15 protein-coding genes are annotated in these 17,364 nt (G+C 71.9%); 2 read left to right on the top strand and 13 right to left on the bottom strand.

Annotated elements, in window-relative coordinates:
- The first annotated feature begins 74 nt into the window (after positions 1–74).
- Positions 75–1,790: an NAD(P)/FAD-dependent oxidoreductase gene (locus H508_RS0110340; protein WP_051223227.1), complete on the top strand. Its 1,716-nt coding sequence runs from the start codon at positions 75–77 to the stop codon at positions 1,788–1,790.
- A gap of 198 nt (positions 1,791–1,988) precedes the next feature.
- Here the strand turns inward: H508_RS0110340 and argS are convergent, their stop codons facing one another.
- Positions 1,989–3,647 (bottom strand): arginine--tRNA ligase, encoded by a 1,659-nt coding sequence (argS, locus tag H508_RS0110335; protein ID WP_026374004.1) that lies wholly within the window; start codon positions 3,645–3,647, stop codon positions 1,989–1,991.
- A 62-nt stretch (positions 3,648–3,709) separates the two neighbouring features.
- On the opposite strand from argS, the gene H508_RS17460 reads away from it, so the two are divergent.
- The gene (locus H508_RS17460) at positions 3,710–4,297 is read left to right on the top strand and encodes a superantigen-like protein SSL4 (protein WP_051223224.1); all 588 of its coding nucleotides are present in this window, start codon (positions 3,710–3,712) and stop codon (positions 4,295–4,297) included.
- Between the two features lie 116 nt (positions 4,298–4,413).
- On the opposite strand, the gene H508_RS0110325 is transcribed toward H508_RS17460, so the two are convergent.
- The 12 genes from H508_RS0110325 to H508_RS0110270 all read right to left on the bottom strand — a co-directional run bounded on the left by H508_RS0110325 (position 4,414) and on the right by H508_RS0110270 (position 16,974).
- Positions 4,414–5,205 (bottom strand): transglutaminase-like domain-containing protein, encoded by a 792-nt coding sequence (locus H508_RS0110325; RefSeq protein ID WP_035254735.1) that lies wholly within the window; start codon positions 5,203–5,205, stop codon positions 4,414–4,416.
- A gap of 39 nt (positions 5,206–5,244) precedes the next feature.
- Positions 5,245–5,955: a hypothetical protein gene (locus H508_RS0110320; RefSeq protein WP_026374002.1), complete on the bottom strand. Its 711-nt coding sequence runs from the start codon at positions 5,953–5,955 to the stop codon at positions 5,245–5,247.
- Complete coding sequence (locus tag H508_RS0110315; RefSeq protein WP_026374001.1) at positions 5,952–6,695, bottom strand: hypothetical protein; 744 nt, start codon at positions 6,693–6,695, stop codon at positions 5,952–5,954. Before H508_RS0110315 ends, H508_RS0110320 begins: the two co-directional genes overlap by 4 nt.
- Positions 6,692–7,726 (bottom strand): type IV pilus assembly protein PilM, encoded by a 1,035-nt coding sequence (gene pilM / locus H508_RS0110310; protein ID WP_026374000.1) that lies wholly within the window; start codon positions 7,724–7,726, stop codon positions 6,692–6,694. The genes H508_RS0110315 and pilM overlap by 4 nt, the downstream gene beginning before the upstream one ends.
- A gap of 9 nt (positions 7,727–7,735) precedes the next feature.
- A complete protein-coding gene (locus H508_RS0110305; protein WP_026373999.1) occupies positions 7,736–8,563 on the bottom strand; it encodes a prepilin peptidase in 828 nt (275 codons plus the stop codon).
- The gene (locus H508_RS0110300) at positions 8,560–10,257 is read right to left on the bottom strand and encodes a hypothetical protein (RefSeq protein WP_026373998.1); all 1,698 of its coding nucleotides are present in this window, start codon (positions 10,255–10,257) and stop codon (positions 8,560–8,562) included. The genes H508_RS0110305 and H508_RS0110300 overlap by 4 nt, the downstream gene beginning before the upstream one ends.
- A complete protein-coding gene (locus H508_RS0110295) occupies positions 10,257–10,961 on the bottom strand; it encodes a PulJ/GspJ family protein (RefSeq protein WP_281168378.1) in 705 nt (234 codons plus the stop codon). The genes H508_RS0110300 and H508_RS0110295 overlap by 1 nt, the downstream gene beginning before the upstream one ends.
- Positions 10,958–12,286 (bottom strand): carboxypeptidase regulatory-like domain-containing protein, encoded by a 1,329-nt coding sequence (locus H508_RS0110290; RefSeq protein WP_026373996.1) that lies wholly within the window; start codon positions 12,284–12,286, stop codon positions 10,958–10,960. The genes H508_RS0110295 and H508_RS0110290 overlap by 4 nt, the downstream gene beginning before the upstream one ends.
- Before the next feature lie 65 nt (positions 12,287–12,351).
- A complete protein-coding gene (locus tag H508_RS17935; protein WP_051223222.1) occupies positions 12,352–12,777 on the bottom strand; it encodes a type IV pilin protein in 426 nt (141 codons plus the stop codon).
- A 68-nt stretch (positions 12,778–12,845) separates the two neighbouring features.
- Complete coding sequence (locus H508_RS0110280) at positions 12,846–14,072, bottom strand: type II secretion system F family protein (RefSeq protein ID WP_026373995.1); 1,227 nt, start codon at positions 14,070–14,072, stop codon at positions 12,846–12,848.
- Complete coding sequence (locus H508_RS0110275; RefSeq protein WP_281168377.1) at positions 14,069–15,307, bottom strand: type IV pilus twitching motility protein PilT; 1,239 nt, start codon at positions 15,305–15,307, stop codon at positions 14,069–14,071. The genes H508_RS0110280 and H508_RS0110275 overlap by 4 nt, the downstream gene beginning before the upstream one ends.
- On the bottom strand, positions 15,304–16,974 hold the full coding sequence (locus H508_RS0110270; RefSeq protein ID WP_026373993.1) for a GspE/PulE family protein: 1,671 nt from the start codon (positions 16,972–16,974) through the stop codon (positions 15,304–15,306). Before H508_RS0110270 ends, H508_RS0110275 begins: the two co-directional genes overlap by 4 nt.
- Positions 16,975–17,364: the final 390 nt, after the last annotated feature.

Genomic DNA, 17,364 nt, shown 5'->3' with positions numbered 1-17,364 from the left:
GTCGCGAGCCCGAGCCCCGCCGTATGCTCGCCGCGCGGCGGCGGAGCCGTCGCTCCCAGCGGCGAGGAGGCGACGTGACGGCGCTCGAGGCGGCGGATGCGCCCGCGATCCTCGTCGTCTCGGCTGACGACGCCGTGCGGGGCTCGCTGCTCGAGCCGCTCCGGCGCCGCTACGCGCTCGACTACCGCGTGCTCGAGGCCGACGGCGCGGCCGCCGGCGTCGCCGCGATCGACGCGCTGCGCGAGGAGGGCGGCGACCTCGCGCTCGTGCTCGCCGACGACGCGGCGCCGCTCGAGGGGCGCGGGAGCGTGTTCGCGGTCGCGCGGCAGGCGTTCCGCGACGCGCGGCGAGGGCTCGTGATCGAGTGGGGCGCGTGGTCGGATCGCGCGACCGCCGACGCCGTGCTGCAGCTCATGCAGCACCTGCAGATCGACTACTACGTCGTGCGCCCGCTGCACTCCCCCGACGAGTCGTTCCACCGCGCCGTGACCGACCTGCTGCGCGACTGGGAGGGCGCTGCCGGCAAGCGGCATCGCGGCTTCACGGTGATCGGCGAGGCGGCGCAGGCGCGCACCCACACGCTGCAGACGCGGCTCGAGCGGGGCGGCGTGCCGACCGAGCAGCTCGATCCGTCCTCTCCGGATGCGTCGGCGCTGCTCGAGCAGGCGGGCGTGCGGTACGCGGGCGTGCCGCTCGTGCGCACCGCCGACGGACGCATCCTCTCCGACCCGGACGACGCCGCGCTCGCGCGCGCCTACGGGCTCACGACGACGCTGCCGGAGGAGACGGTCGCCGTCGCGATCGTCGGGGCGGGACCCGGCGGGCTCGGCGCTGCTGTGTTCGCCGCGTCCGAGGGGCTCGACACGCTCGTGCTCGAGGCGGAGTCGATCGGCGGGCAAGCGGGGTCGAGCTCGCTCATCCGCAACTACCTGGGGTTCTCGCGCGGGGTGTCGGGCGCCGAGCTCGCGCAGCGCGCCTACCAGCAGGCGTGGGTGTTCGGCGCGCGCTTCGGCCACACCCGTCGCGTGGTCGGCGTGCGCGCGGTCGACGGCGTCTTCGAGCTCGACGTCGCGCCGGGCGATGTCGCCCGGGCGCGCGCCGTCGTCGTCGCGACGGGCGTGACGTACCGTCGGCTCGCGGTGCCCAGCCTGCGACCCTTCGTCGGCGCCTCGGTGTTCTACGGCGTGACGGCGGTCGAGGCGCGGGCGCAGTCGGGGCGCGACGTGCTCGTCGTCGGCGGCGGGAACTCGGCGGGCCAGGCGGCGCTGCACCTCGCCCGCTACGCGCGCTCGGTGTCGCTCGTCGTGCGGGGCGAGGAGCTCGCGGCGAGCATGTCGCAGTACCTCGTCGACCAGCTGCTCGCCGCGGGCGTGGGCCTCATCACCGGCGCGTCGGTCGTCGACGCGGTCGGGAGCACGGGCGCCGACCGGCTCGACCGCGTCGTGCTCGAGCGGACGACGAGCGGCGAGCGCTTCGAGCAGCGCGCCGATGCGCTCTTCATCACGATCGGCGCGCGCCCGCACACCGACTGGTTGCCGCCCGAGGTGCTGCGCGATCGCTGGCGCTCGATCATCACCGGGCTCGCGGTGCTCGAGGAGGGCGGGCGGCGCGCGTGGCTCGGCGACCCCGCGACCGATCCCGCGCCGCTCGAGTCGTCGCTGCCGGGCCTCTACGCCGTCGGCGACGTGCGGCGCGGCTCGGTGCGGCGGGTCGCGAACGCGGCGGGCGAGGGCGCGGTCGTCATCTCGTACGTGCACCGCCACCTCGGGTCACTCGCCTCCGCGGGTTGAGCCGCTGCGCGCCGAAGGCGCTCAGCGTGTCGCAACCGAGCTCGGCAGCAGCCCCGCTTCGACACGGTCAGCGCGCTGGGCGCGCGGACCGGCTCAGCGACCGGAGTGGGCCCCTCCGCTGGTTGAGCCGCTGCGCGCCGAAGGCGCTCAGCGTGTCGAAACCGACCGCAGCGAGAGCTCCGCTTCGAGCGGTGGTCGCTACATCCGCTCCGGCGCCGACACCCCGACCGTCGCGAGCGCCGTCCGCAGCACCTGCCCGGCGGCGTCGTTGAGCCACAGGCGGGTGCGGTGCAGCGCCGTGACCTCCTCGTCGCCCTGCGGCGCGACGCGCGTCGCGTCGTACCAGCGGTGGTAGAGCCCAGCGAGCTCCTCCGCGAAGCGCGCGACGCGGTGCGGCTCGCGCAGCTCCGCGGCCTGCGCGAGCACGCGCGGGAAGTCCGCGAGCGCGCCGAGCAGCGCCGACTCCGTCTCGTGCGAGAGCAGCTCCGGCTGGAACTCCGAGCGGTCGACGCCCGCCGCGACCGCGTTCCGCGCGACCGCCGACATCCGGGCGTGCGCGTACTGCACGTAGTACACGGGGTTGTCGTTCGTGCGCTGCGTCAGCAGCTCGAGGTCGATGTCGAGCGGCGTGTCTGCACTCGAGCGCACCAGGGCGTATCGAGCGGCGTCGACACCCACCGCATCCACCAGGTCCTCCATCGTCACGACGGTGCCCGCGCGCTTCGACATGCGCACCGGCTTGCCATCGCGCAGCAGGTTGACCATCTGGCCGATGAGGATCTCGAGGTGCTCGTGCGGGGTGTCGCCGAATGCGGCGCACATCGCCATCATGCGGCCGACGTAGCCGTGGTGGTCGGCGCCGAGCATGATGATGTTCTGCTCGAAGCCGCGCTCGCGCTTGTTCTGGTAGTAGCCGAGGTCGCCCGAGAAGTAGGCGGGGGCGCCGTTCGAGCGCACGATGACGCGGTCGCGGTCGTCGCCGAAGGTCGTCGTGCGCAGCCAGAGCGCGCCGTCCTCCTCGAAGACGTGGCCGCGCTCGCGCAGCACCTCGATCGCGCGCTGCACCGAGCCGTCGGACTGCACCTGGTGCTCGTGGAAGAAGACGTCGAAGTCGACGCCGAAGTCGTGCAGGTCGCGCTTGATCTCGTCGAACATGAGCTGCACGCCGCGCTCGCGGAACGTCTCCTGCAGCGCGGCGTCATCGAGGTCGAGCAGGTCGCCGTCGTAGCCGTCGTCGACGCGCTTCGCGATCTCGGCGATGTAGGCGCCGCCGTAGCCGTCCTCGGGCGTCGGCTCGCCGCGGAAGGCGGCGACGAGGCTCTTGGCGAAGCGGTCGATCTGCGCGCCGTGGTCGTTGAAGTAGTACTCGCGAGTGACGAGCGCGCCCTGGCGCTCGAGCACGCGGCCGAGGCTATCGCCGACGGCGGCCCAGCGCGTGCCGCCCATGTGGATGGGTCCGGTCGGGTTCGCCGAGACGAACTCGAGGTTGATCTTCACGTCCTTGAGCGCGTCGCCCGAGCCGTAGGCGTCGCCCGCCTCGACGATCGTGCGGGCGAGCTCGCCCGCGGCGCCGGCGGCGAGCGTGAGGTTGATGAAGCCGGGGCCGGCGACCTCGGCCTTCGCGATGCCGTCGATGGTCGCGAGCTCGGCCGCGACCTCGTCGGCGAGCTCGCGCGGCGAGGTGCCGACGCGCTTCGCGAAGCGCATCGCGGCGTTGGTCGCCCAGTCGCCGTGGTCGCGGTTGCGGGGGCGCTCGAGCACGATGTCGGCCTCGCGCACCTCGACCTCGGCCGTTCGTCGGCCCACGGCGCCCTGGACGGCGGCGAGCACGGCGGACGAGAGCGAGGAGGGCTGCATCCCTCTAGGGTACTGCGCGCGCCTCGACCGCCCGGGCCCCGGAGCGCCCGTAGTCTGACAGCATGCCGAGCCGTACCCAGCGCATCCGCCGTCTCCTGCCCGCCGCGATCATCGCCTCGGCGACCGCGCTCGCGCTGACGGGGTGCGAGCCGGGCGTGCTCGCGCCGAGCGAGTCGCCGACGCCGACGGCCTCGAGCTCGCCGACCGCGACGCCCTCGCCCTCGGCGACGACGCCCGTCGAGAGCCCCGAGCCGACGCCCGCGCCGACCGGCTCCGCGCTGCCGACGACGCCGCCGGTCGCGGGCGACGTGCCGTGCTCGCAGGTCTACACGGCCGACCAGCTCTACGCGTTCAACCCGAACTTCGCCCCGTCGAGCGACGCCGGCACGCTGCCCGGCGCGATCTCGGACATCGTGGATGCGGGCGGCACCGTGTGCGCATACCAGCACGTGACGGGCGGCGACCGGCTCGTCGTGGGCGTGCTGCAGCAGGCCGACGGCTTCCAGGCGCCGGCCTTCGAGACGGTCGGCGACCTCGGCGTCGCGACGGCGCCCTCGGGCGGCACGATCGTGAGCGTCGCCTCGCAGTACTTCGCGAGCGAGCAGGACGCGCGCGAGGTGCTCGACCAGGTGATCGCCAACCTGGGCTGAAGCTCCTCCGTTGGTCGAGTAGCCCGCGCAGCGGGCGTATCGAGACCCGTCAGCTGATCCCGACGACCGACCCTCCGTTGGTCGAGTAGCCCGCGCAGCGGGCGCATCGAGACCCGTCAGCGAATCCTGACGAGCGCCTTCGGGTCGTCCACGGCGCCCTCCTCGAGCGCCTCGTCCTCCGCGCGCACCGCCACGGAGTGCAGCGTGATCGGGTTCCGCGCCGTCGTCGCCCAGGCCGTCTCGAGCGCATCCGCGCCCGTCGCGATGCGGATGAGGCTCTGCCTCGGCGCGAGCCCGGTGGGGTCGACGACGAACCACTCCCCGTCGATGAGCACCTCCGCGACGGCGTGGAAGTCGGGCGGCTGCAGGCCGGGGGCGTAGACGCCGACGTAGCGGGCGGGGATGCCGGCGGCGCGAGCGAGGCCGATCATGACGTGCGCGTAGTCGCGGCACATGCCGCCGCTCTTGCGGATCGTGTCGACCGCGGTGTCGTCGATGTCGGACAGCGACGGCGAGTAGGTGAAGCCGCGCGCGATCCAGTTGCGCATCGCGGCGATCTGCTCGTGGCCGCTCGCGCGCCCGAAGCGCTCATCGACGAAGCCGCGCAGCACGCTCGCCTCGACGTAGCGCGAGTCGTCGAGGTAGCGCGCCGGGTCGCCCTCCTCGATCGGCCGCTCGAGCCCCGAGACGGCCGATCGGATCTCGACCTCGAGCTGCCCTGCGGGTGCGGTGAAGACGAGCTCGCGGGTGTCGTGCTGAGCCGGTTGGATGCGCCATTCGACGGGCGCTCCGTCGACGGTGACGTCGATGCGCTCCTCGGATGCGTAGGCCGCGGCGGGGAGCACGAGGAGCGTGACGTCGGTCTCACCCACGAGCGACATCGAGAAGGTGGCGTGGGTGGTGCGCATTGCACCGATTCTCCCACACCGCGCTGTCGCGCGCGGGCGTCAGGGGGCGCTGGCGCCCGGCTGGAGCACGTAGAGATAGCCGACGATCTCGGCCTTGCCCGACTCGGCGTCGGTCTCGGTGGTGATGCTCGCGCCGGTGATCGAGATGAGCCGCGTGCCGAGTTGCATGCGCTCCAGGAAGTCGCGCAGCTGCGCGGCCTCCCCCGAGGCACTGACCGTGACCTGCACGGCGGCGAGGTTCTGCTCGGTGACGAGCGGGTCGCTGTACGGCACCGGCGCGCTCGGGGCGGCGCCCGAGTCGGCGGGCGGGGGCGCGGCACCGCCCACCTCGCCGGCGCTCGCCTCCTCGCCGGTCGCCGCGTCCTCGACGACGGGCGCCGTTGACTCGTCCGCGACCGGCGGGGCGTACGGCACCGCGTCGATCGAGGCGACGGCGTCGATCGTGACGCCCGCCTCGACCGCGAAGGCGTCGAGCTGGCGCAGGAAGTCGGAGTACGCGAGCTCGCTCGGGATGCCCTGCGCGAGCTCGTCGCGGGTCGCGAGGTACTCGTCCATGAGCGAGGCCGACTGCTCGAGCGCCTCGAGCCGTGCTTCGTGGATGGCGTTCTGCTGCTCCACCATCGCGAGGTCGTCCCGGGCCGTCGAGGTGGTGCGCAGGTCGGGCGAGATCACGCCGAACCACGCACCGACCGCGATGCCGGCGGCCAGCACGCCCGCGCCGAGGCTCCAGAGCCGATCCGCGCCGTTCATCCCTCGTCGTCCTCAGCGCCAGCGTCGGCATCTGTCGATGCATCCTCGCTCGCCTCGGCGCCCGCCTCCGCCTCGGGCGGGAAGCGGTTGGCGTACGCCTCCTCGCCCACGTGGAGCACGAAGATCGTCTCGGTTCTCCCGGTCTCGAGGGCGGTCACCACCGGCACCTGCGCGTCGACGAACCCGGGCAGCGTCGCGAGCGCGTCGAGCACCTGCGGCAGCCGCGCATCGCTCTCGACCGTGAAGGTCAGCGTCGCGACTCGGGCGCCCTGCAGGGGCGCGATCGGCTGCGCGTGCAGCGCCATGGGCGAGCTGCCCTCCGCGGCGACGCTCGTGAGCGTCGCGTCGGGCGGGAGCGTCGCGAGGAAGGCGTCGATCATCGACCGCCACTCGATCTCGGTGCTCGTGACGACGTGGCGGGCCGCGACCCGTTCGGCGATCTCGGCCTCGACGGCGAGCACGTCGCCGAACTCGCCCTGCTGGGCGATGAGCGCGGCCGTGCGGGCCTGCGCGCCCGCGAGCTCGACCTCGGCGGCGATCGCCTGCACCCGGGCGGCAGCCGCACCGCCGCCGGCGCCGACGACGAGCACGACGGCTGCCGCCACCACGACGCGCCGCACTGCGCGGCTCCTGCGGGCTGCGAGCACCTCGGGCGGCAGCAGGTTGACGACCGGTTGGGCGCCGAGCATGAGCGGCGGCGCGTCGCCGCCCCGGCCGACCGTGATCCCGAAGACCTTCATGCTGCGCTCCGCATCGCCAGCCCGAGCGCGACGGCCGCCCGGTTCGCCTCCGCGCTCGTGCGCGGCCGGTCCCGCTCCCGCACCGCGATCGACGCGAGCGGGTCGCCCCAGTCGATCGGCATGCGCATGACCTCCCCGAGCGCCGCCGAGAAGCCTCCGAGGCTCGCGCCGTCGCCGGTGAGCACGACGCGGCGCACGGGCAGGTCGGGCCGTGCGCTCGCGAAGTAGGAGACGGTGTTGCGCACGCCCGTCACGAGCTCACCGGTCACCTCGCGGATCGCCTCGATCAAGGGCTGGTCGTGCGGCGTGAAGCCCTGCATGCCGAGCCCGAGCGCGCGCTTCGCGTCTTCGGCGACGGGCCGCTCGAGCTGCAGGCGGGAGTGAAGGGTCTGCGTCACCTCGTCGCCGCCCGTCGGGATGATGCGCACGAAGTGCGGCACACCCCCGCGAGAGATGACGACGGTGGTCGTGTGGGCGCCGACGTCGACGACCGCGATCGCCTCGGCGTCGTCGAGGCGCTGAGGCAGTGCCCGCGTGAGCGCGAACGGCACGAAGTCGACCGCGACGGTCTCGAGCTTCGCGCGCCGCGCGGCCTCGATCGTCGAGAGCACGCCCTCCTTGACGGCCGCGACGAGCAGGCCGTGCACCTGCCCCTGCCCGGCGTCGCCGATCGGGTAGAAGTCGAGGATCGCCTCCGATATCGGCACCGGCAGCAGGTCCTGCACCTGGAAGGGCAGCGACTCGCGGATCATCGGCAGCGGCGCGGCCGGCACCGTCAGCTCGCGCGCCAGCACGCGGTCGTTGCCGACGCCGAGCACGACCCGCCTGCTCGAGAACCGGCCGCGCTTCCACAGTTCGCGCAGGGCGCTCGTCACGATGTGGGGCTCGACCACCTCGCCGCGCACGACGGCGCCGGGCGGGAGGCCGATCGAGTGGTAGCGCGAGAGGGCGGCACCCTTCCGCGTGCGCGTCACCTCTGCCGCGCGGATGCCCGTCGCGCCGATGTCGAGACCGACCGTGCTGTTTGCCATCGGTTCCCCCTATCCAAGTCCTACGAGCTGCAGGTATCCGTGCCAGATTGGCACGCCTGCGAAGACGGCCACGGTGGACGCGAGCAGCATCCATGGGCCGAACGGGATGCCGCTGCCGCGCCCCGCGCGTCCGAGTGCGACGAGCACGAGCGCGAACGCGCCGCCGAGCAGGAACGCGCCAAACCCGCCGACCGCGAGCTCACCCCAGCCGAGCCAGCCGAGCGCCATGCCGAGCAGCCCCGCGAGCTTGACGTCGCCGAGCCCCATGCCGGCCGGGTACGCGAAGGCCATCGCGAAGTACGCGCCGAAGAGGATGCCGGCGCCGGCAGCCGCTCGGAGGAGCGAGCCCCACTCCGCCGTGGCCGCGGCGGCCGCCGCGAGCAGGAGCCCGACGACGGCGTACGAGGGCAGCACGATCGCGTCGGGCAGCCGTTGCGTGTCGATGTCGATCCAGGCGAGCGCGATCCCGACGGCGGCGAGCACCGCAAAGGCGAGTGTCTCGGCCACCGGCCCGATCGCCGCGAGCGATGGGCGCTCGAGCGCCTCCCATGGCGCGAAGCGCAGCGCGACGGCCGCGAACGCGATGCCCGTGAGCAGCTCGATGAGCGGGTAGCGCGGCGAGATGCGCGCGCTGCAGTCGCGGCAGCGGCCGCGCAGCAGCAGCCAGCTGAGCACCGGCACGTTGTCGAACAGCCGGATGCGCACGCCGCACCCGCCGCAGCTGCTCGGCGGGCGCACGATCGAGCGGCCGGCCGGCACCCGGAAGATGACGACGTTGAGAAACGACCCGATGAGGAGCCCGAAGCCTCCCGTCACCGCGGCGGCCGCGGCGATCATCGGTAGGTCCCGTTCGCGTCGATCGCGGGCGGCGTCTCGATCCAGGTCGTGACGCCGTAGGCGATCGAGACGGGGTTGAGGAAGTGCGGCGGCGACCGGTGCAGCAGCCGCGGGTCGTACTGGTAGTCCTTGATGTAGCCGCTGCCGGGGCTGCGGAAGACCACGCCGCGGAAGCGCTGCGCGATCGAGCCGCGCACGGTGAGCGTCGGCGACGAGTAGCCCGACGCGTTCTCGGTCGCGGTGTTCTGCACCGTGAAGCTGCGCAGCGAGAGGATCGCGGCCTCGATGGTGAGGCTCGTCGGGCGCGTGCGGCTGCTGACGACCGGGTTGTAGACCCACACCATGTTGTTGCCGATGAGGCCGAGCATGTCGCGGTCGCGGTCGGCATACCGCGTATTGCCCACGACGTAGACGTAGTTCTCGGCCGCGAGCGTCACCTCGCCGCGCAGCGTGCCCTGAACGAAGATGTCGCCGTTCCGGCACCCGTAGGCCGCCACGCCGTCGATCGCCCCGGGCGCCGTCTCATTGTTGGCGGGATAGCCGAGACCGTTGCCGGTGGTGCGCCCGTCCGCCCCGCGGCAGTTCGTCGCATCCGCCTCTCTCGCGACGCGGCCGTTCGGGTCGCTCGACGAGGCCGGGACGTTCTGCACGTAGACGGCGCCGCGATCGGGCACCGGAACGGTGACGCCGGAGCCCAGCCGGTTGGTGCCCGTGCCCGGCAGGCCGCACTCGCTCGGCGTCGGGTTCGCCGCTCCCGGTCGGGTCTGCTTCGTCCACGGCGAGCGCACGGTCATCGTGCCGCCCGAGTTGAAGGTGATCGTCGTCGCGCCGGTGTAGAGGCAGCCGCCGTCGAGCGCCGCGGTGCGGATCTCGGAGTTCGTCTCGGGCATGCCGAGCACGCCCATGAGCGACGGCGAGTTGTTGCGAGCGGGATCCTTGACCCGGAAGTCGGGCGTCGATCCGCAGCCGCTCGGCCGCAGGTAGCGCGGTCCGGAGGCCGGGTTGTACGGCGTCGTCACACGGCCGTGGAATGTGGCTTGGCACGCGTAGATCGTGTCGTTCGAGTGCACCTGCCCGCGGATCTCGTCGCCGCCGCTGAACGCGATCGCGGTCGCGCAGGTCGACGTGCGCCCCGCCCACGCGTACTTGACGCAGCTGCTCGAGCGGCCGTAGATCGCGGGGTCCTCGATCTCGTAGTCGGTGAAGTAGAGGTAGGCGAGGAAGTCCGACTGCCGCAAGTCGGTCACGATCGTGCGCGTCTCGGTGCCGACGCGACCGGTCGAGCGCAGCCGCAGCGTGCCGTCCATCGCGTAGGCGCTCGAGTCGACCTCGTAGCGGAAGCTCGCGGTGCCGTCGCTGCCGGGCACGGAAGCCCAACTCCCGCCGAAGCCTAAGGCCGGGTTGGTCGCGTCGTCGATCACCGTGCTGGCCGCGGTGAACGGCGCGGCGGAGTTGCCCTGCAGCACGTAAGAGGGATCGGCGGCGAGCCGGCTCTGGTACTCCTCGACGCCCGCGTAGGCCGCGGCGAGCGCTCCCTGCCAGTCGGCGTCGTCGCGAGCGTGGCGCGTGCTCGACACCGCGATCACGATCGCGGTGGTCAGCAGGGCTCCGACGAGCGCCCCGATACCGATGACGAGGATCAGCGCGACGCCGCGGTCGCGCTCCTCGATCATGATCCTCAGCTGCCTGCGCATCAGATCCCCGTTCTCGTGAGGCCCAGGTTGGGCAGCGACACCGTGCTCACCAGCTGCGCCGGCGCCGCGTCGGTGCCTGCGGCGGTCTGCACGACGAGCGAGACCCGCACCGCGACCACCTCGCGGCGCTGCACCTCCGTGAGCTCTCCGCTCGCGGGCGGCGCGATCGGCGCGCCCGCGGCGCCGAGGTAGGTGAACAGCGCGGGCGATGGGCTTCCACCCACGGGCGTGCCGCGCGGGGCCACGTCGCGCGCGACCACGCGCGTGAGGCTTGGCGTCGTGTCGTAGACCCAGTCCCCCGCCGAGCGCCTCGCGGCCCAGCGGGTCTCGACGAGCTCGCCGGCGGTGTTCACCTCGAGCCGGACGCGCGTCGGCCCGACCGTCGCCGTAGCGGGATCGAGATAGGCGTTCACGGCGAGCGCGTCGGCGCGCGCGGATTCGAACGCCGGCAGCGGCTGCCACGTCGACGAGCGAGGCACCTCGGTGCCGGCCCGGATGACGGTGCTGATCCGTTGCATCGCGACGGCGGCGGTGCGCGAGCTGTCCTGCTCCGACTCCTGGCGTGAGAACGTCTGCGCGAGCGCGACGACCATGGTGGTGATGAGCGTCGTCACGATCGCGAGCAGCGAGATCGCCACGAGCAGCTCCATGAGCGTGAATCCCCGGTCGCGCTCGCCTCCGCGGCGCTCGACTCCCCCGCTCACGGTGCCGGCTGCCTGGGGTCGAGGGTGACGACGTCGAGCACCGACGAGCCGCGAGAGACAACCGTGGCGGTAACGGCTCCCGAGCTGCTCGTCAGGCGCCAGGTGCCGTACGGCAGCGCGATCGTCGTGCCGCTCGGGACGTTGCCGAACGAATGGAAGAAGGTCGGCCCGCAGGTCGGCTCGCCGAGCCCTCCAGGGGCGGGCGTCGCGATCAGGCTGTTGGCGGTGCTGCCGATGCGGACGAGGCCGAGCGGGATCTCACGCGCAACAGCGCTGCCCGGATCCGCGCTGACCTCCGGCGCCGCACCCTCGCTCAAGCCGATGCCGAGCAGCGTTGTCTCCGGCCATGCGTTCGGGTCTGAGGCCGTGCACTCGGATCCCGTCTCGCGTCCGTAGTTGCCCGCGAGCAGCCGGTAGGTCACGCGAGGGTGCAGCGGCACAGAGAAGGTCGGGTTCGACCGAGCGGTCGTGGAGCCGCCGGTGATGGGCGCGCTCGTCACGCCATAGGTGCTGATGAACGACAACCGGAAGTCGCGAGGGAGCAGCACCGGCCCCGCGCCGGGCGCGAGCGTCGCGCTGAGCGACGCGGCGCGGTCGTACTGGAAGCCGATGCTCGAGGTGGTGCCCGGCTGCACGCTGACGTCGGGCTTCTTCGGGGTCGTCTCGAGCGCCACCCCGATGTGGTTGCTCTTAGAGATCGTCACGTCGTAGACGCCACGCGTCACCTGCAGGAAGTAGGCGCAGCCCTGGGCATCGGTCGTGGTCGCCGGCACGGGCGCACCGTCGGACGTCGCGGTGAGCGAGACCGTCGTGCCTGGCACGCCGGCACCGGATGCGTCGATGACCGACACCAGGATCGTGCCCTTGGCGGGGTCGTTGAGGCGCTGCGACGGGTCGACGACCGTGTCGGCGCGCACGGGAGGGACGGACGCGGGCATGTTCTCCCACGTCACTGTCACGTTGACGCGCTTGAAGCGGAGGTTTCCGCCGCCCGTGCCGCACGCCTCGTCGGCGGAGCTGTCGGTGACCCAGGCGGTCTCGCGGCGGATGGTGAAGGTCGTGCCGTTCACGACCTGCGATCGGGTCTCGTCGACGAGGTCGAAGAGGTCTGGCACGTCGTGCGCGAGCTCCATCTCGGCCGCCGCGAGGTTCGCGGCGACGTGCTTCGCCTCGGAGTTGCGGTTGCTCGTCAGCACCTGCAGCAGAGAGGAGAGCACCATGGTCGAGATGATCGCGAAGACGAACATCGCGACCAGCACCTCGACGAGCGTCATGCCGCGGTCGCCGCTATCGGCGAAGCGGACGCGCTCTGCGAGGCTGCGCATGGTGCTCTCCTCTCTACGTAATGTGGAGTCGCTGGCCAGTCAGGCCATGAGCCACTCCTTGCGGATCACGGCCAGTTGGCCAGACCACCGCCGTCGCTGTCGTACGTCAGCGACTGCTGACCAGTCGGCAGGTTGGTGTTGGTGGCGGTGAGGAGGAAGTCGCCCGCCGTTGCGGTGACGGCCATCGTCGTGTCACCGCTGGCCCGGTAGCCGTTGTTGCCGAGCTCGGTCAGGTCGAGGCCGGTGTAGGAGCCCTCGTTGTTGACGGCGTAGGTCTCGGCGGCAAGTGCCGCGTTCTTAAGGTCGGTCTCGACCTCCGCCCGCCATGCAGCGGTGCGCTGGTTGAGGAAGACGGGGATCGCGATGCCGGCGAGGATGCCGATGATGATGACGACGACAAGGAGCTCGACGAGGGTGAAGCCGCGCTGCGACTTGCCCTCCTCCTGCAGCATCGCCCGGCGGTCGCCGAGCAGCTGGAGCATCTTCTGCATGATGGGTGGTTCCTTACTGGTTGGGGTTGGGGTTGGGACAGGGAATGGATACGTCGGGGTCGAGCGGATCAGTTGATCTGCTCGAAGATGGAGAAGACGGGCATGTAGAGGGCGATGATCATGCCGCCGATGAGGGCGCCAACGCCCGCGATGAGGATCGGCTCGATGATCGACGTCATCTGCGCGGTCGTGGACTCGATGTCGCTGTCGTAGGAGTCGGCGATCTTCGAGAGCATGAGCTCCATCGAGCCGGCGTCCTCGCCGACCGCGACCATCTGCACGACCATCGGCGGGAAGACCGGCTCCTCCGCGAGCTGCTCGGCGACGGGACGGCCCTCGCGCACCGCGTCGGCGATGCGGTTCGAGGCCTGCAGGATGACGCTGTTGCCCGAGATCTCGCCGACGACCTGCAGCGCGAGCACGATCGGCACGCCCGCCTTCAGGAGCGCCGCGAAGTTGCGGGTGAAGCGCGCGAGCGCGATCTTGCGCAGCAGGTCGCCAAAGACGGGGAGCTTCAGCAGCGCCGGGTCGAGCACCGCCCGCACCTCGGGAGCGTGCTTGTTCTTGCCCCACCAGACGCTGAAGGCGATCGCCGCGACGAAGAGCAGCGGGCCGAGCCACACCATGTTCGCCGAGATGGTGACGAGGATCTGCGTCGGCAGCGGCAGCGCTCCGCCGAGGTCGGCGAACATGCCCTCGAAGATCGGCACGATGAACCAGATCATCGCGACCACCGCGACGATCGCCATGCCGACGACGACGATCGGGTAGGCCATCGCCGACTGCACGGTGCTCTTGAGCTTGACCTCCTTCTCGAAGGCCGTCGCGACGGCGTCGAGCGCGTCGTCGAGGAAGCCGCCCGTCTCGCCAGCGGCGATGAGGTGGATCATCAGCGGCGGGAAGACGTTCCGGTGCTTGCCGAACGCCTGCGAGAGCGTGCCGCCGGTCTCGATGTCGCCGCGCACCTCGGTGAGCACCTTCGCGAGCGTCTTGTTCTCCGTCTGCTCGGAGAGGATGTGGAGGGTGCGGAGGAGCGAGAGGCCCGCACCGATCATGGTCGACATCTGTCGCGCCATGACCGAGAGGTCCTTGAGCTTGACCGCCTGGCCGAAGCTCAGGTTGATCTCGCGGTTGAGGCCCGTGCCCATCGCCGACTCGTCGACGCTCACGGGCGAGAGGCCCATGTCGCGCATGCGCGAGAGCGCGGCCGCTTGCGTGGGCGCGTCGAGCTTGCCCTTGACGAGCCTGCCGTCGCGCTCGCGGCCCTTGTAGGCCCACGTCTTCGTCGAGGTCATCGCTGCCCCCTCGAGAAGGAGTCGCCGAAGTCGACGCCGGTGTCGAGCGCGGGAGCCATGCCGCCGGTCGCGAGCATGCCGCGCAGCTCGTCGACGTTGTGCGCCTTCTCGCGCGCCGCATCCTCCTTGATGATCCCGCGGTTCACGAGGTCGGCGAGGTGCTGGTCGAGCGTGCGCATGCCGAGCGAGGCGCCCGACTGCAGGGCGCTGCCGATCTGGTGGATCTGGCCCTCGCGGATGAGGTTCGAGACCGCCGAGGTGGCGATGAGGATCTCGCTCGCGGCGACGCGCCCCTTGCCGCTCGCGCGGGGCACGAGCGTCTGGCAGACGATGCCCTGCAGCGTCGCGGCGAGCTGTGCCCGCACCTGGCCCTGCTGGTGCGGCGGGTAGACGTCGATGATGCGGTCGATCGTCTGCGCCGCCGACTGCGTGTGCAGCGTCGCGAAGACGAGGTGGCCGGTCTCGGCGGCGGTGAGGGCGACCGAGATCGTCTCGAGGTCGCGCATCTCGCCGACGAGGATGACGTCGGGGTCCTGGCGCAGCACGTGCTTGAGCGCCGCCGCGAACGAGTGGGTGTCGTGCCCGACCTCGCGCTGGTTGACGACCGCCTTCTTGTGCTGGTGCATGAACTCGATCGGGTCCTCGACCGTCACGATGTGCTCCGCGCGCGTGCGGTTGATGAGGTCGATGAGCGCCGCGAGCGTCGTCGACTTGCCCGAGCCGGTCGGGCCGGTGACGAGCACGAGCCCGCGCGGGAGGGTCGCGAACCGCGTGATGCCCTGCGGCAGGTCGAGCTCCTCGACCGTGCGGATGCGCGTGGGGATGAGGCGGAACGCCGCGCCCCGCGCGGAGCGCTGCTGGTAGATGTTGACGCGGAACCGGGCCTCGGCGCTGAGGTCGTAGGCGAAGTCGAGCTCGAGCTCCTCCTCGAAGACCTCCCGCTGCTCCGTCGTCATGATCGCGGTGAGCGCGGCCTGCACGCGCGCGGCCGACCAGACGCCGTACTCCTCGAGCGGCAGGAGCTTGCCGTCCAGGCGCATCGTCGGATGCGCATCCGCCGTCACGTGCAGATCGGAGGCGCCGGCGCGCACGACCGTCTCGAGCGCGAGCAGCAGGTCGCCGTCGGTGCCGGTCGGGGTCGGGAACTCGGGCGCTGCCGCGGCGGGCGCCGCCGACTGCGCCCACTGCTGGCGCAGCGCCGCTCGCGTCGGCATGCCCTGGACGTCGATGCTCATACGATCACCCGCTGCACTTCCTCGACCGTCGTGAGGCCGAGGGTCGCCTTCTCCCACGCGTCCTGCCGCAGCGAGCGCATGCCCTGCTGCGAGGCGACGCGAGCGACCTCGGAGGTCGAGGCGCGCTCGACCGTGAGCCGCTCGATCTCTTCCGAGACCGTCATGACCTCGTGGATCGCGATGCGGCCGCGGTAGCCGGTGCCGGAGCAGTGGGTGCAACCGACGGCGCGGTGCACGCCGAGCTGGCCGGTGACCTCGAAGCCCATGGCCGCGAACTGCTCGGGGCCGCGGAGGTCGGGCTCCTTGCAGCGGTCGCAGAGCCGGCGCGCGAGGCGCTGCGCGACGACGCAGTCGAGGGCCGAGCCGACGAGGAAGGGCTCGATGCCCATCTCGGTCAGTCGGGTGACGGCGCTCGGGGCGTCGTTCGTGTGGAGGGTCGAGAGCACGAGGTGGCCGGTGAGCGACGCCTCGATCGCGATCTGCGCCGTCTCGTAGTCGCGGATCTCGCCGATGAGCACGACGTCGGGGTCGGAGCGCAGGATCGAGCGGAGCGCGGCCGCGAAGGTGAGGCCGGCCTTCGCGTGCACCTGCACCTGGTTGACCCCGGGCATCCGGTACTCGACCGGGTCCTCGACCGTGATGACGTTGACCTCGGTGCGCGCGACGGCGTTGAGCGTCGTGTAGAGCGTCGTCGACTTGCCCGATCCCGTGGGTCCGGTGACGAGGATCATGCCGTAGGGCTTCTTGTACGACGCCTGGTAGCGGTCGAAGTTGTGGGGCAGCAGGCCGAGGTCGGAGAGCTGCAGCTGCGTGCCGCCGGTGTCGAGGATGCGCATGACGACCTTCTCGCCCCACACCGTCGGCAGCGTCGCGACGCGGAGGTCGACCTTGCGGCCACCGTGCATGACCGACATGCGGCCGTCCTGCGGGCGGCGGCGCTCGGCGATGTCGATGTCGCTCATGATCTTGAGCCGCGAGATGATGCCCTGCTGCATCGTCTTGGGCGCCGACTGCATCTCGTGCAGCACGCCGTCGACGCGGAACCGCACGCGCACCGACGACTCGCCGGGCTCGATGTGGATGTCGCTCGCGCGGTCCTGCACGGCCTGGTTGACGAGCAGGTTGACGAAGCGCACGATCGGGGCGTCCTCGTCGGCGGCGTCGGCCATGCCGAAGCCGAAGGGATCCGCCGCCGCAGCCTGCTCCTGCTCTTCCTGGATCGTCGACGTGATGTCGCTCAGCTCGGAGTCGGCGCGGTGGAAGCGGTCGATCGCCGCGAGCAGGTCGCCGCGCTCGGCGACGACGGGCTCGACGGCGAGGCCTGACGCCTGGCGCACGTCGTCGATCGCGAGCACGTCGGCGGGGTCCGTCATCGCGACGACGAGCCGACCCTCCTCGTGCGCGACGGGGAGGAGGATGTGCCGGCGCGCGATCGCGCTCGGCACCCGGGAGACCGCGACGCGGTCGACGTTCATCTCGCTCACGACGACGAACGGCAGTCCGGCCTGCTCGGCGCGCACTCGCGCCGCCTGGGCGCCGGTGATGGTGCCGTCCTCGACGAGGGCGCGGATGGCGCCCGCGTCGTCGAGGCCCGCGGCGAGCAGCTGGTCGCGGCGAGCTATCGAGAGCTCGCCGCGACGAGCCAGCAAGTACGTCAGCGACGCCATGGCGTCCGCGCCTTCTCGCGCGCCGAGCGGTCGGCGCAGGGCGCAACGACCGCACACGACTGTGCGTACATTTCAGGGACCTTCGTGACAGGGCCGTGGAGCTGGGGACTCCGGTGCTGGGGTGCTTCGATCGATCCTGGGGAGATCGACTGCGGTGAGATTGACACATCGATTGCTCGACGCGCAACATTCGGGATGCTCAAGGAAACCTCAGGTAAGCGGTGCTCCCTCAGCATTCGTGCGGATCGGGCAGGTTCTGCTTGACCGGCTCGGGAGCCGAGCGCAGACTTGCGACGCCGTCGCGCCCGCGGCGGCACCGAACCGACGGAGCACGACTGCGCATCCGATCCCGGCCGTGCCCCAGTGGGCGGGCGGCTGCGCACGAATCCG

The sequence above is a fragment of the Agrococcus lahaulensis DSM 17612 genome (genome assembly GCF_000425105.1).
GTDB lineage: Bacteria > Actinomycetota > Actinomycetes > Actinomycetales > Microbacteriaceae > Agrococcus > Agrococcus lahaulensis.
This window is presented reverse-complemented; position numbering and strand designations above follow the sequence as displayed.